The sequence below is a fragment of the Gammaproteobacteria bacterium genome (genome assembly GCA_035546635.1).
GTDB lineage: Bacteria > Pseudomonadota > Gammaproteobacteria > JAURND01 > JAURND01 > DASZWJ01.
The window spans coordinates 149,630-165,260 of sequence record DASZWJ010000019.1 but is presented as its reverse complement, the minus strand read 5'-3'; the positions used below and the strand labels follow the sequence as shown (position 1 = coordinate 165,260).

Here is a 15,631-nt window from a genome sequence, read left to right as displayed (position 1 = left end):
GCATTTTCTCAGATAGTTTTATCTTAAGCTTTTAACAGCTTCCGGTTTATTCACATTAATTCCTATAGAAAGGCTCTTAACTGAGCGCCCCCCATAAATCCAATTGATAATCGCACGCGTGAAGAAAATCGCTGTCACCATAGAAGTAAGCACGCCAATTGTCAGAGTAATAGCAAATGATTTCACCACACCGCTGCCTAAAGCAAACAGAATCATCGTGACAATTAATGTTGTCACGTTCGCATCGACGATGGTAATAAATGCCCGATCATAGCCTGTATGAATGCTGGCTTGTGGACTCACTCCATTGCGCAATTCTTCGCGGATACGTTCAAAGATTAAAACGTTAGCGTCTACCGAAATGCCCACCGTTAACACAATACCGGCAATACCTGGCAAAGTCAGTGTTGCTCCAAGCAAAGATAATAAAGCAATAATAAACACAATATTCAACAACAAGGCTAAATCCGCTACCAAACCAAATATGCGGTAATAAAGTGCCATAAAAATAATAACCGCTGCAGCACCCACTAGAACCGATATAACTCCTTTGCGAATATTTTCTGCGCCCAGGCTAGGACCCACTGTACGCTCTTGAACAATAGCCACTGATGCGACTAAAGCCCCAGAACGCAGCAATAATGCAAGGTTCTGTGCATATTGAATATCCGTTAAATTAGTAATTTCAAAACTATTACCCAGAGCTGATTGGATAGTCGCAATATTGATAACCTGTTCAGTCTGTTTCTGCGTCACTACAGGTTGGCCGTTCACCATTGTCGTTTGCGGTACAGTTTCCACGTAAACAACCGCCAAGGGTTTATGGATATTTTCTTGAGTGACCTTAGTAAATAAACTTTCACCTCCACCACCCAAACGTATAGAAACTGCAGGCCGTCCATTCTCACCCATCATTGCTGTCGCATAAGTAATCGCACTGCCTGGAAGCACCACTTGATTTTTTAATAAGACGGGTTGGTCTTGGAATTTATATAAGCGGCTTCCTAAAGGTACTGAACCGGCTATGGCGCTTTGCAGATCATTTTCAGTATCTACTAGCTGAAAGCGTATGGTGGCAGTTTTACCCACGATATCTTTTGCACGTGTGGTATCTTGAATGCCAGGCAAATCTACGCTAATTTGATTAGCTCCCTGCCGCTGTACGACTGCCTCACTTACACCTAATTCGTTGACACGTTTAGACAAAATGTCCATATTTTGGTCAACCGCATAATTAATAATACTCACCTGGGCAGCAGGAGTTAAGGTAGCAATAATAATCGCTTGTTCACCTTCACCCGAAGCAGTAAAGATATAATCAGTATAACGGCTGGTTAACAGGCTTAAAGCTTTATCACGGGTATCACTGTCACGAAATAAAATCACCGGCTTACCCGCTTGACGTGAGACACCGGCATAGCGGATATTCTTTTCACGCAACTCAGTGCCCATATTGTTGGCATCGGCTTCCTGACGGGTTTTAATTAAATCATTGGTGTCTACATCTAGCAAAAAGTTAACACCACCGCGTAAATCCAAGCCTAATTTCATGGGGTGACCACCCAAAGCTACAAGCCAACCAGGGGTGCGTGATGCCAAATTTAAGGCAACAATATAGTTTTCATCCAAGGCTTCTTTCAAAACATCGCGGGCTTTAAATTGGGTATCAGTAGAATTAAAGCGTATCGTCAGATTATTCGCACTCTGCTGCATAGAGATATAAGGGATATTCTGCGCAGCCAGAATATGCTTAACCTGATCCGAAATGCCTGCTTCAATCGTAGCTGTATTTTTAGGCGATATCTGCACCGCCATATCATACCCAAACATATTGGGCGCAGCATAAATCAAGCCTAATACAATCAAAACGATTAATAGCAGGTTTTTCCACAAGGGGTATCGGTTAAGCATATAACGTCCAATTAAACTGATTCATAACTGTTCACCACAGGACTAAAACGGCCATATTTTCCCAATCTCACCCCTAAAAATTTAGGAAAAATGCTCACATACTCTGTGTATGCTGCACTTTTTCCTAAATTTTTAGGGATGATCTTGGAAAAATCTGACCGTTTGCGCTACTTACAGCAATGTGCTGAATAGTTACACTGATTTTAAAGTACCTTTAGGCAGTACCGCCGCGATTGCACCTTTCTGAAATGTCACTTGCACATCTTTAGCTACTTGTAAAATAAGGAAATTGTCATTAATTTCGATAATTTTTCCGGCCAAGCCGCCAGTAGTCACCACTTCATCATCTTTACCCAAACCGTCAATCAATTTACGATGTTCTTTCGCACGTTTGGCTTGCGGACGGATCAATAAAAAATAGAACACTAAAATGAAGATGACTAAAGTAGGTAATAGTGATAATAAACTTCCCTGAGTGCTATGCGCAGGAGTTGCTGTAGTAGTAGCAGTCGTAGTCGTTGCTTGAGCTAAAGCATCAGAAATGCCGAATAAATTTAGGATATTCATTAATACTCCTCAAAAAAATAATAAAGGACAGTTATGGAAAAAGATTGCCGCCTGTCGCTTGAAAGTGCGCCACAAAGTCGCCTAATTTACCCTGTTCTATCGCCGTACGCAAACCCAACATTAATTGCTGATAATAATGCAGATTGTGCAATGTATTCAGCCGCATGCCTAACATTTCGTGACAGCGGTCAAGATGATGCAAATACGCCCTTGAAAAATGCTGACAGGTATAGCAATCACAGAAACGATCCAGTGCTCTGATATCATCCTTATAAGTACTATTGCGAATACGTATAATGCCTTCGGAAGTGAATAAATGGCCATTACGGGCATTGCGCGTAGGCATCACACAATCAAACATATCAATACCTTGACACACACCCGCCACCAAGTCCTCCGGCGTTCCCACACCCATTAAGTAGCGCGGTTTATGCTGGGGCAATTGTGGCGCCAAATGCTTTAATACCCGTAGCATCTCTTCTTTCGGCTCTCCTACAGATAAACCTCCTAAAGCATAACCATCAAAATCAAGATTCACCAAACCCGCTAATGACCGTTCGCGCAAGTCCAAATACATACCGCCTTGTACAATACCAAATAATGCGGATGGATTATCAGCGTGCGCTATTTTGCTGCGCTCTGCCCAGCGTAAGGATAATTCCATCGATAAGGCAGAAGTCGCCTCACTGCTAGGAAAAGGCGTACATTCATCGAACACCATGACAATATCTGAGCCTAAAGCGCGCTGCACTTCCATAGAGCGCTCGGGCGTTAGAAAAATTTCAGCCCCATCTTTAGGAGAACGGAATCGCACACCTTCCTCGGTGATTTTGCGAATTTTTGCCAAAGAGAACACCTGAAATCCACCGGAATCGGTGAGTATAGGCTTAGGCCAATTGACAAATTGATGCAACCCGCCATGCGCTTGAATAATTTCAGTACCAGGCCGTAACATCAAATGGAAGGTATTACCCAAAATAATTTGCGCACCGCTTTGCGCAACTTCGTCCATAGTGACGGTTTTAACAGCACCATAAGTGCCTACCGTCATAAAAGCTGGAGTGTCAACCACACCCCGCGTAAAAATTAACTGCCCACGCCGGGCATGGCCGTCTTGGTTAAGGAGTTTAAATTGCACGTTGAATATTCTTCTTGTGGTTACAAAAATATATCATAGCTTTAACAAGGAAAAAAATATAGACTTTCACTAAAAATTAGCCTGCAATTGTGGTTCTGCTATTGAATATGAAATATTGGAGAGCGTATGGACAAGAAAGACACAAAAGAAGTAACTAGCCAAAGTTTTAGATTAATTCAAAACAACTTATCCACCCCAACAACTGAGATAAAAAATAAAAAACTTCCATCGTCCTCCACTACCCCCCTTGCTCCAACATTCACAATAAAAGATTTACAAGAATTTATAACCTCAGCCAAAAATTTAGACATAGGTAAGCCTTATGAAGCCTGGCTGAATAAACATACCCAAACCCCCAGACAAAAACTACTCAGCATTAGCAATACATTGGCATTAATTCAGCAAGATGCCACCGGATATTTTAAAAAATTACCCGTAGAACAACGAACCACCTGCGTAGCTAGCCTCCTACAACTATTTGAAAAAACCCTCGCTCCTTTATCTACCTATTTACCGCTCGATGAGCAAACAGCGCGCACTATCTTATCCAGCTTAGACTGTTTAACTGATCTGCCTTCAGCAGCAACGCCGGATATTACAAGAACCTCTGCTTGTTTACTGACTAATCTCTGTCGTCTGGCTGATAACTGTCAACTCTCTGCTTGTTTGCCAGCTGAAAATATCAATACCCTAATAACACGATTGGCACAATGTGCCTTCAAAGATAAAACTGCAATCTTTCAACAAATAATCACCAGTTTAAAACACTTAATAGAAATTTCGGTAGTTCAAGATGATGGCTTATTGGATTTTAAATCACTATTTTTCCTGATTCAGCAAACCATCCACGCAACCAATGATCCACAGATATTAGCAGAAATGATGGGTGTGGCAAAAATCCTTGTCCATTATAAACCTGACGACATCGAAATTGATTTTGAGATATTTCGATCAGCAATAAACTGTTTACTTGAAATCTGCCAACAACCTACAAAATCTAACGGCGATAGCAAAAATACGCTTTTATCTGCAGACAATATAGCTAAAGCCATTGGTAAAACCTTGTTAGATTTAGGTGCAACCATAAAGGGACGGCTATTATATGCAGAGCTGACTGAAGAAGACTTTCAAATAATGGATGAATTACTGGAACAGTTATTGATAGCGACCCAAAAGAAACCCCTTGATAGAGAATCAAGCTGGCATATCACCCATGCTTTGTTAGGATCAGTGTGGTCAGGACAACCCAAGCTAGATAAGGAAACTAAAGATACTCCGAAAAAACTGGCCGAGAAAGTAGAAACTTATATTAGCGCGGCACAAAATCAAACGGTTTTTTCATTACGAGAATTTAGAAAACTAACCAATCAATTGATTTTTTTCCATTATGGCAGAAGAGAAAAACATACATCTTGGCCTTTGGTATTGCAAAAAGCTATAAAAACACAACGTCCTTTATTAAGTGACATGACTTTTTTAATGCAACAAGTTAGAGACCGGTTAACAAACATCAAAAAATCGCCAAAAAAATACCAGAATTTTATTGTTTCATTCGTAGATCCTGAATTTAACTTTGGTCCTTTTTTTGCTGATATTTTTTTGAAAGTAATTACTCCGCATCATCGAAAGAATTTACGTTTACCAATCGAAGACAACGGCAGCACCCATGAAGGTATTATCGCAGCAGGTAGAGATTTTCTACGCGCTTGTTTAATTAAATTTAATGACGATGCTGATGATATAGTAGATATTGACACTTGGCAGCGCAGCTATACTGTTGATGATGTCATGAAGCAACTGGAGCGGACTGTTGCCAAACACGATGAAAATGTAAGTTTGCCAACTGAGGAAAAAGAAAAGAAACAAAGCCACACAAGATTATGTCACCACATTGTCCAGTATTTATCGCAACCCAAAATGTATGAAATATTGCGCGACTTTACTGCCCCACAACTCCCACTTCTGGATTCTGCTTCTACTCCTGTGGTATCAACTGCATCTTCATCTTCGACATCATTTTCAACAGCCTCTGTATCGTCACAATCAGGCGGAGAAATACCGCAAAGTTTTACTCCGCGGGAAGAAGCACCCAAAGAGCTGAAAAGAATTAAAGATAAAATCCCTAGTAAAAGCAAACAACGTCGCAAAAAAAAGAGTCAAGTTTCAGCGCCGCTGAAAAAAACTGTTTCTAATAACCCCCAAATCGACACCAACTTGCAACCTCAAGTTGTTTCCACACATGAAGATAAAAAACAAACAGTTAAAGACCATCCATTGGGTACTATTAAATACCAAAAACCCAATACTAGTCATGTCAATCCTAAAAAAGCCTTACAACTTTATCTTCAATCTCACAGAAATCTGCAGAGGGTGTTTAATTTAGCAAGACAAAATGACCCAGCCGCACAAAAAATATTAGGTGATTTGTATACACATGGACTGGTTAATTTAAAACAAGATAAGAAAGCTGCAGTGGCATGGTATAGATTGGCAGCAGAAGAGGAATATCCACCAGCGCAATATAATTTGGCGACATGCTATCATAATGGTTATGGTGTAGAAAAAGACTTTAAAGAAGCATTTGAATGGTATAAAGCGGCTGCAGAAAACAATTTTGCTCAAGCTCAGTATCAATTGGGAGCAAATTATTACGATGGCGAAGGTGTTACGCAAAATATTAAAGAGGCTATTCATTGGTTGAGTAAAGCTGCAGAACAAAATAATCCAGATGCTCAATGTAAATTAGGATATCATTATTCACAAAAAGGAGTTGACCAAGACTTTGCCAAAGCACTTGCATTATATCGCAAGGCTGCAGAACAAAATGACTCGGTGGCAGAATTTAATATAGGAGCCTGTTATTTTTATGGAGAGGGTGTTAATAGAAATTTAGAAATAGCAATCACTCACTTCCAAAAATCAATAGAGCACGGTAACTTAGCAGCATACCTTGCTTTGGGAATTTGTTATCTAGGCAAAAAAGATTATAAAGCAGCCTTTGATTGCTTTACACGTAGTGCTGCCCAAAATGATGCTGTTGCACAATGGTTTTTAGCAAGATGCTTTCAAAATGGTGAAGGTACTGATAAAGATATTAACGCTGCATTTTATTGGAATAATCGGGCAGCAAGCCAAGGTGTTGCTCCAGCACAGTACAATGTAGGTATGGCTTATTTGCATGGAAATGGTATCAAACAAGATAAAAAAACAGGATTTAATTTCTTGAAATTAGCTGCAGATCAACATTGGGCTGAAGCTGAGCATCAAATCGCATTTTGTTATCGAGATGGAAATGGTACCAAACGAGATGAATCATTGATGCTTGAATATTTTAAACGAGCTGCCGAGCAAAATTTGCCCCAGGCACAAGCCAACTTAGGCAATTGTTATATAATGGGAAAAGGTACTCCCCAAGACGCAAAAGCAGCATTCACTAACTATGAGAAAGCTGCGATAGGAGAATTACCTGAAGCACAAGTTAACCTGGCCCTCTGCTATTATAATGGTGATGGTGTTGAAAGAAATCTATTGTTAGCAGCAAAGTGGCTTTCGAAAGCTACTTCATTGCCAAAAAATTTCGAACAAACAAAACAAACCGTAATAGCTCAAATATTAACCGGGTTAGAAACTAAAGCAAAATCAAATTCAATAGCCCAATATGAACTAGGCATGCTATATGAGCGAGGTTGGTTAGTTGAAAAAGATATCTCAAAAGCGATTTCTTGGTACCAAAAAGCAGAAAAGCAAAATCATACCGAAGCTAAACAACGCGCAAGCGTCCTAACTCGGATTCTCAACCCTCAGAAAGATAAAAAAAATTTAGCGCCCATAGCACCTGATTCACCTATTCGCAAAGAATCACAATTTCCAGACAAAAAAGTTTCAGCAATGACTACTAGCCTGCCGCAATCTAGTGATGCGAATGGGCAATGTGAGTTGGGATGTCGTTATTACGAAGGGAAAGTTGTAAAGCAAGATTTATTGACAGCCATTCAGTGGTTCGACAAAGCAATGCGACAAGCTAACCAAATACATTCTGGTTTAAGGGAAAAAAGTATATTCTATATTCAGCAAATACTGTCAATGGTAGAAGAGGGAGTAGAGCAAAATGACACGCAATCGCTATATATCTTTGGCCTGGTCCATGAACATGGCTGGCTTGTAGAAGAGGATAAATCCAAGGCTATAGAAATGTATCAAGCTGCAGCAGCAAAGGGACACAGTGAGTCTGAAAATCGTTTAAATAAGTTAAATGGAAAAACCTTAACTAGCTTATGAACATAGCATCACCATAACTATAAAAACGATATTGTTTTAAAATTGCCTCTTGATAAGCCTGCATAACCGCGACATGACCGGCAAATGCACACACCAGCATTAACAAGCTGGATTCCGGCAAGTGGAAATTAGTTATCATAGCGTCAACACACTGAAAAGCATAACCCGGATAAATAAATAGCCGAGTATCGCCGGAGTATGGGGCAATAACACCCATTTGCGCTGCTGTTTCCAAGGCACGCACACTGGTAGTCCCCACGGCAATCACTCGCCCTCCCCTGGCCTTAGCCGCCTTAACTTGCTCACAGACTAAAGTAGACACTTCAAGATACTCAGCATGCATTTTATGCTGAGAAATCACAGATTCACGCACTGGCTGAAAAGTGCCAGCACCTACGTGTAATGTGACAAAAGCTGTTTCTATCTTTTGCTGCTTTAAGCGTTCTAATAATGCTTCATCAAAGTGAAGACCCGCCGTCGGAGCCGCCACAGCACCTGGGTGTTTTGCATAAACGGTCTGGTAACGATCTTGATCTAACGCTTCATCGGTTCTAGTTAGATAAGGTGGTAACGGGATATGTCCATAGTGTTCTAAAAGTACCAATAACGGACGCTCATCAATAAAATGCAGCACAAACAGATCATTTTGACGCGCAACAACTTCTACCTTTACTCCACCTTGTAATAATAATTGGCTGCCGGGTTTTGGGGATTTACTACTGCGTATATGCGCTAAAGCACTATGCTCAGTCAATATTCTTTCAATTAAAACTTCAATGCGACCACCACTAGCTTTTTCACCAAACCAACGCGCAGGAATGACGCGAGTGTTGTTAAAAACCAGCAGGTCTAAGGGGGAAAGTAGTTGTAAGATATCAACAAAACGTTGATGGGTGATTTTACCGCTGACTTTATTTAAACATAATAAACGGCTGGCACTGCGTTCCAGCAGTGGATAGCGCGCAATTAAATTGTCAGGAAGTTGGAAGTTGAATTGGTGTAAGTACACAGCGTAACCTGATCTCTATAAAGTGCGAAAACTCTGCGGGTGATAAAAAACTGTCATTCCCGCGTACGCGCAATAGTGTCTGGCAAAACTCTGTACCCCCTCTCCCACAAGGGGAGAGGGGATATAGAGTTTTAGTGGACACTAGTGCGCGTAGGCGGGAACCTATAGAGTAACCTGATATTTTTTACGGTTCCTGTTCTTCCTGACGTCTAATCTTACGTTGCTCTGCTTCCATCCGGCGTAATTCTCGTCTTTCCTGGGCTTCTTTATAACGTCTTTTTTCCATAAAAGTCTCAGGAATTACTTGGGCAATTTCCACTGGAGCAAAAAATTCATCTACGGCAACAAAAGTAAAATATGCGGAAACAATATGTTTTTTATCACCGGTAGCACGATCCTCAGCAATCACTTTCGCACCCACTTCCATGGAAGTTCGCCACACGCGATTAATAGAGGCCATAAAAATAAGAATTTCACCATGTTTTGCCGGCTCTAAAAAATGCATAGAATCCACTGAAGCAGTTACACAGACCCGACCACTATGTCGCTCGGCGACTACAGAGCAGATACGATCCAAAGTCGACATAATTAACCCACCAAATACGGTATTGTTGGAATTCAAATCATTCGGAAATATACGGTACACATGGTCGTGGACTGCTGTTTCACTGACTGTTTTAGGCTCGAGCATTTTCATATAAGTTTCTCTCTGTAGTTTCATCTCATGAAATAAAAGTGTCGGACATTTCTTTAAAAATGCGTTTGACCTGGAAGTTTAGTTTGATATACTCATCGCCTCTTCAAGCCAAGTTATCGTGCCGGAGTGGCGAAATTGGTAGACGCGCCAGACTCAAAATCTGGTAGTGGCGACACTGTGTCGGTTCGAGTCCGACCTCCGGCACCATGTTCTAAATCTTGCAGAATAAGAAATATCACCTCCTTCTCTTACCTATCCAATGCATATATCTCATTTAAGGCTCAAAGAGAAGGTTCGTCGTCCCAGCAGGGATGCCGGGATCCAGCTTGCAGGAGAGCAAAACTTTGACATCCCTATCAACTGGATCCCTGCATCCATGCCGTGACGACCCGCAACAAACTGCAAAAATGGATTTTAGCTTTTTGTTCCCTACCAGGGAAAAGGCTAAAACGGTAACGCCTCATCCTTTTTCGCTTTTGTTTTTGCTTTTGTACTTTTCCCACTAGTTGATTTCGTTTTTTTAGATGCAGACTTAGCGCTAGGCTTTGATTGCGGTTTAGACTCTGCATTTCCTATTAATTTTACCCAAGGCTTTTTAGCACGCACTGCTGCTGGCAAGCTGGCAATTGCCGCTTGTGCCTCATCATGAGTTTGGTAATTCCCATATACCAGTACATACCAGGTTTTACCTTGGTGTTTAGTCTGATAATACGTCGTCTTACCTTGCAAATGATAAGTATTAATATAGTTATTCAAGGTGTCTTTATTTGAGGCACCCAAAAGCTGAATAGTATAATAATGGCCTGTTTGGGCTTTTGATAAGGGTTGTCCACCTGTTTCAGAAACCAGGGTTGTGGTAGTAGTTACCGTTGTATTAACATTCCCAGGTGTTGAAGTTTTTCTAGCAGAGTTTGATCGATTTGTCGGTGGCGCATAATTTTGACTTGGAACATAAGTCATAGTCTGCTGTGGTGCCGGAGTATTCTGTCCGAGCAAACTCATTGCACTTATCGCCTGACTTTGTCCCTGCACTGCAGCGCGTTTCAACCAATTGAGTGCCGTCTGGGTGTTTTGCGGCACTCCCTTACCATAATAATACATATAACCTAAAGCGTATTGTGCATCAGGATCACCCGCATCTGCTGCTTGCTGCAATTCATCTAAAGTAAAATTGTTAAGCGGAATCTGGCTAGGCTGTAAATTTGCAGCAGCCCAGATCGCTGGACAAACGCATAATAACAGCAATAAGACTAAACTTCGATAGATCCATGCTGCTCCTCTTGTAAAACGACTTCCTGAAATGGAACAATGATTCACTATTTTCTCCTGTCAATCTGGATATCCTTTCCTGTTTATGCAAAGGCATAAACTGACAAAAATTTTAGACGCAATGATTAGTGGTTAAAGTAACTGCTTCTCATTTTTTCAAGGGGATAGAAGTTACGGCAAACATAAGTTAGTTACAACCACACGATTGATTAAGTTTTGAACAGAAAGCAAAAAACAAAGCAGCCATCATTTTTTTTGCAATTGAGCTTCATATATGCTTTGGCGCCCTCCGCCTGTCCTGCGATCAAGTCGTGGGATGACGAGATCTATCAAATGGCTTTTGCCATCCCCTGCAACGTCATCCCGCGACTTGATCGCAGGATCAGGCGGATGGCACTTAATGTCTTTAAGCCTAAATTACTTACTTGGTTTCTTACCCACATAAACCGAACCTGGCCTAATAATACGATTATGTTCCGCCTGCTCCAAAATCTGGGCACTCCAGCCGGCAATTCGACCAATAGAAAAAGTCGGCGTATACAAATCTTTAGGTATATTGATAGTCCTTAAAACACCCGCTGCCCAAAATTCAAGATTAGTAAATAATTTTCTTCCCGGTTTATATTCATTCAGCAGTTCTATTGCTTTCTCTTCCACAGCTAAGCTCAATTTAAACATAGCATTATCTGCTGAAAACTGTTTGACTATGGCTTTAAGCGCAACTGCTCTTGGGTCATAGGTCTTATAAACACGATGCCCAAAGCCCATAATTCGCTCACCTTTATCTAGCTGTGCCCTAATCCAGGCTTCGGCATTGGCTTCGTTACCAATTTCATCCAGCATATTTTCAACTTCTGATGGAGCGCCACCATGCAAAGGTCCTTTCAGTGCGCCTATAGCCGCCACAATAGCCGAAACAATATCCGCCTGGGTCGAAGTCACGACACGCGCAGTAAAAGTAGAGGCGTTCATATCATGGTCAGCCGCTAGCATTAAATAGGTTTCAAGCGCACGCAGGTGGGAAAGCTCAGGTTTTTTACCCGTTAGCATATAGAGGTAATTTTCTACATGGCCTAAAGAAGGATCGGGAGGAATTTCTTTCTGACCTTGGCGATTATGGTAATAAAAAGCAATGATAACAGGTGCTTTAGCCAGAATTTCAATTGCTTGCTCTTGAGTAGGAGGCCAACTTGAGCCCTGAACATGCAGTGCCGAGACGGCAGTACGTAACACACTCATAGCATCCAGATCAGAGGGCAGATTTTTAATAACTGCTTTAACATAATCTGGGAGATTGCGATGATTGGCGAGGGTTTTCTTAAAATTTTCACTTTGTTCTTTAGTAGGATAGGTACCATTCCATAATAAATAAGCGATATCTTCAAATGCGCGATCTTTAATGGCATCTTCCACCAGCTCCCCACGATAAATCAGTCTGCCAGTTTCACCATCAATACAAGAAATTTTGGTTTCAGCAACCGCAATGCCTTCTAAACCAATTCTTAATTCATCCATTTTTTACCCTCAATTCAGTTATTGTTAAATTTGACTTATATTTCTTATTGTATACTCTAAGCGATAGCGATATCTACCCCTAAGCCAAATAAAATGGCTTGCTGAAACAGACCATGCCTCAACACCAAATGGATAAAAATTATGCATTCAAATGGACTAGACGAATACATTCATAAAAAAATTACTGAAGGATTAGTTCCTGGCGCGGTATTGATGATTTCCAGCCAAGGAAAAATAGTGCATGAGGCGGCTTATGGGTGTGAACAATTGTTCTATTTAGATCAATCAGGATTCCGAGCTAGCGATCAAAGCTATCCGTTAAAAATAGCAGCCAATATCAAGCCTTTAACAACAACCCAATCCATCACCGTAAACCATATTTTTGACCTAGCTTCAGTAACCAAAGTATTGGTGACCTCTTTCGCCATTATGCTTTTGCTGGATGCAGGCAGCATAGCCCTAAACAAACCATTACATCAGTATTTGCCAATATTTAATACCGCGGATAAACGCGACATCACACTCGCGCAATTAATCACCCACAGCGCAGGTTTTATTCCCTGGGTACCGCTTTATTACCATGCTGACAATCCTAAAGATGCGATTAACTATATCGCCCAGCTTTCGCTCCAGTATTTGCCAGGCACACAATATTTGTATAGCGACTTAGGCTTTATCACTTTAGGTTATTTGATTGAGCAAATTACCGGTTATTCATTAGATAACTTTATAAAAAAATACTTATTTCATAAGCTGAATTTACATAAGGCTACTTTCAACCCTGACAAACATAAATACCCTTTTGCCGCAACCTCGCATGGGAATCCTTATGAATATAATTTAATAACCAGCAATAAGTTTGGCAGCCAACAGCCTGAAGATATTGAAAAATTTACTAAATGGCGAGATTACACTCTGATTGGAGAAGTCAGTGATGGTAATGCATTTTATGCTTTTCACGACATAGCAGGCCATGCCGGATTATTTGCCACAGCAGCTGAAGTGAATACCTTGTTAGAATTAGTGAATAACCACGGCTACTTTAGTAACAAGCTCGTGATTAAACCCGAAACGATCAAACTCCTAACTCGGGATTGCGGTCTGCATTTTTGTCTGGGGTGGAAAATTTTTAATCAGGAATTACAGGCTGTTCTGGCGCAGACTGATTTTGTGACACACAAGGTCATTGGTCACCTTGGGTTTACCGGTACTTTAGTATTATGCATCCCAGAGCAACGATTAAATATTATTCTATTAACTAACCGACAAAATCTCGGCTTAAATGCGCAGGGAGTTTATAATGATTTAACAGAATTTAGACAAGAGGTCATACGAAAAGTAATCACTTCTTTTCCACAAACTTCAAAGAAGCCGAATTAATACAATAACGCAAACCCGTCGGCTGTGGTCCATCTTCAAAAACATGGCCTAAATGCGCTTCACATTGTGAACACAATACCTCTACCCGCTGCATGCCGTGAGAGCTATCTTTTTGCGTAGCAATATTTTCTGCATTCTGCGGCGCTGAAAAACTTGGCCAGCCACAATCTGAATCAAATTTAGCATCCGAACTGAACAAGAGATTACCACAACAAACACAGCGATATTCTCCCGGGTCATGTTTATCCCAAAATTCACCAGTAAATGGTCGCTCGGTGCCTTTTTTTCTAGCAATTTCAAACTGCTCCGGCGTTAATTCCTGCTGCCATTGAGCATCGGTTTTAAATATTTTTTTAACCATGATCCCTCCTAGGAAACAGACCTAAATATATCGTTAATAGTCGCTTGCATCATGATAACCAACAGAAAAATAAACCCAAGACGCACAATTAACATTTGTACTGCTGGAGATAGCGGACGCCGCATAATAGCTTCAATGATAAAAAACAAAATGTGACCACCATCCAACCCTGGAATTGGCAAAATATTTACGATAGCTAACATCAAGCTAAGCAAACCTAAAAATCCAATAAAAATGATCAGCCCTTGATGAAATGCAAATGAAGTCGATTGATAAATCGAGATCGGACCGCCTAAACTTTTCATTGAAACCTGGCCACGAATCAACTTAGCCAAAACTACAAAATTAAATTTAGTCAGCACTTGCACTTCTTTGAGTGAAGCCAAAAATGCGCTGCCTGGCGAATATTTTAACTGATAGACCATACCTACCGGCCAATCCACAGCGATGGGCTCTATACCCATATAGCCTATCCATTGAAATCGCGATAATTGCCTGCCAACTTTGATATCTAGATGAATAGGTTCATGGCCACGTTCCACAGTCAGCTGCACGAGTTCATTAGGATGGCTTTGGATCTGTTTCACCAAGTCCACCCAGTCCGTTAATTTTTCACCATTGATGGTTAAAATCTTATCCCCCACGCGCAAACCTGCCAAAGCTGCAGGTGAATCAGCGCGCACCTTCCCTATAGTTAATGGAATTTCAGGCTGAAAAGGTTTTAAACCTAAACTCGTTAATGGATCGGGTTGCAGGCTATTGGTTCTCCAATTATTCAAATGCATGATGTAGGTGCGCGGCGGCTCATTTTTTAAACGTGCCTGTATCGGCAAATCCCCCGTCTCACCTAACCAGCCTACTAAGGCGATAGTTACTTTTGGCCAGTTAGTGGTTGGCTGACCATTAACGGCCATAATTTCAGCGCCCACTGGAAACCCACTTTGCGCCGCAATAGATTCCGGTATCACTTCGCCTACCACTGGCCGCATCCGTTCAACCCCTATCATCCACATAATCCAAAAAGCGAATACTGCAAACAGCACATTAATTCCTGGTCCAGCTAAAATAATCAGCGCGCGCTTTAATATGGATTGACGATTAAACGCTAGCGGCTGGTCTTTTTCAGGCACTTCGCCACCATCACGTTCATCTAACAACCTGACATACCCACCCAAAGGTAATAATGCGATCACATACTCTGTACCACTACGCCCTATCCAACGCCATAACGGCCGACCAAAGCCCACTGAAAATCTTACCACCTTGACCCCTAACCATCTGGCCACACAAAAATGACCAAATTCATGCACCGTGATGAGTAGTAATACGGAAACCAGGAAGACTAGCAAATTGATAAGTAATTGAGTCATGAGAAATTGGTTAGTTAAAAAGGGTATTTTACCTTAAAATAAGAATAAAATCTCTGTTCTTACCCTCTTTGAAAAAGGGGATGACCCACCAAAGATGACAAGTTAAGACATATCAATATAAAATTATAATTTTTGC

At 41.1% G+C, this 15,631-nt stretch carries 11 protein-coding genes and 1 tRNA gene; 3 read left to right on the top strand and 9 right to left on the bottom strand.

The window, feature by feature from the left end; all coding sequences use genetic code 11:
• Positions 1 to 18 precede the first annotated feature (18 nt).
• The 3 genes from secD to tgt form a co-directional block, all read right to left on the bottom strand.
• Positions 19 to 1,911 (bottom strand): protein translocase subunit SecD, encoded by a 1,893-nt coding sequence (gene secD / locus VHE99_04755; protein ID HVV68332.1) that lies wholly within the window; start codon positions 1,909 to 1,911, stop codon positions 19 to 21.
• Positions 1,912 to 2,103: 192 nt separating this feature from the next.
• The gene (gene yajC / locus VHE99_04750; protein ID HVV68331.1) at positions 2,104 to 2,478 is read right to left on the bottom strand and encodes a preprotein translocase subunit YajC; all 375 of its coding nucleotides are present in this window, start codon (positions 2,476 to 2,478) and stop codon (positions 2,104 to 2,106) included.
• A gap of 31 nt (positions 2,479 to 2,509) precedes the next feature.
• The gene (tgt, locus tag VHE99_04745) at positions 2,510 to 3,616 is read right to left on the bottom strand and encodes a tRNA guanosine(34) transglycosylase Tgt (protein ID HVV68330.1); all 1,107 of its coding nucleotides are present in this window, start codon (positions 3,614 to 3,616) and stop codon (positions 2,510 to 2,512) included.
• 126 nt (positions 3,617 to 3,742) lie between these two features.
• On the opposite strand from tgt, the gene VHE99_04740 reads away from it, so the two are divergent.
• Positions 3,743 to 7,894, top strand: coding sequence for a tetratricopeptide repeat protein (locus tag VHE99_04740; GenBank protein ID HVV68329.1), 4,152 nt, complete (start codon positions 3,743 to 3,745; stop codon positions 7,892 to 7,894).
• Here VHE99_04740 and queA read toward each other — a convergent pair.
• On the bottom strand, positions 7,884 to 8,903 hold the full coding sequence (gene queA / locus VHE99_04735) for a tRNA preQ1(34) S-adenosylmethionine ribosyltransferase-isomerase QueA (GenBank protein ID HVV68328.1): 1,020 nt from the start codon (positions 8,901 to 8,903) through the stop codon (positions 7,884 to 7,886). The two genes, VHE99_04740 and queA, sit on opposite strands and share 11 nt — an antisense overlap.
• Positions 8,904 to 9,087: 184 nt before the next feature.
• Positions 9,088 to 9,594, bottom strand: a complete 507-nt coding sequence (locus VHE99_04730) for an acyl-CoA thioesterase (protein ID HVV68327.1) — start codon at positions 9,592 to 9,594, stop codon at positions 9,088 to 9,090.
• Between the two features lie 126 nt (positions 9,595 to 9,720).
• Between VHE99_04730 and VHE99_04725 the strand changes: the two genes are divergently transcribed.
• Positions 9,721 to 9,807 (top strand) — tRNA-Leu (locus VHE99_04725).
• A gap of 237 nt (positions 9,808 to 10,044) precedes the next feature.
• Here the strand turns inward: VHE99_04725 and VHE99_04720 are convergent.
• Positions 10,045 to 10,917: an SPOR domain-containing protein gene (locus VHE99_04720; protein HVV68326.1), complete on the bottom strand. Its 873-nt coding sequence runs from the start codon at positions 10,915 to 10,917 to the stop codon at positions 10,045 to 10,047.
• A 369-nt stretch (positions 10,918 to 11,286) separates the two neighbouring features.
• Positions 11,287 to 12,384: a citrate synthase/methylcitrate synthase gene (locus VHE99_04715; protein ID HVV68325.1), complete on the bottom strand. Its 1,098-nt coding sequence runs from the start codon at positions 12,382 to 12,384 to the stop codon at positions 11,287 to 11,289.
• Positions 12,385 to 12,525: 141 nt separating this feature from the next.
• Between VHE99_04715 and VHE99_04710 the strand changes: the two genes are divergently transcribed.
• Positions 12,526 to 13,764, top strand: a complete 1,239-nt coding sequence (locus VHE99_04710) for a serine hydrolase (protein HVV68324.1) — start codon at positions 12,526 to 12,528, stop codon at positions 13,762 to 13,764.
• Here VHE99_04710 and msrB read toward each other — a convergent pair.
• Both msrB and rseP read right to left on the bottom strand, forming a co-directional pair.
• Entirely contained in the window at positions 13,727 to 14,125 is a 399-nt protein-coding gene (gene msrB / locus VHE99_04705; protein HVV68323.1) for a peptide-methionine (R)-S-oxide reductase MsrB, read from the bottom strand. The genes VHE99_04710 and msrB overlap by 38 nt on opposite strands.
• Positions 14,126 to 14,133: 8 nt before the next feature.
• A complete protein-coding gene (gene rseP / locus VHE99_04700; protein HVV68322.1) occupies positions 14,134 to 15,495 on the bottom strand; it encodes an RIP metalloprotease RseP in 1,362 nt (453 codons plus the stop codon).
• Positions 15,496 to 15,631 lie beyond the last annotated feature (136 nt).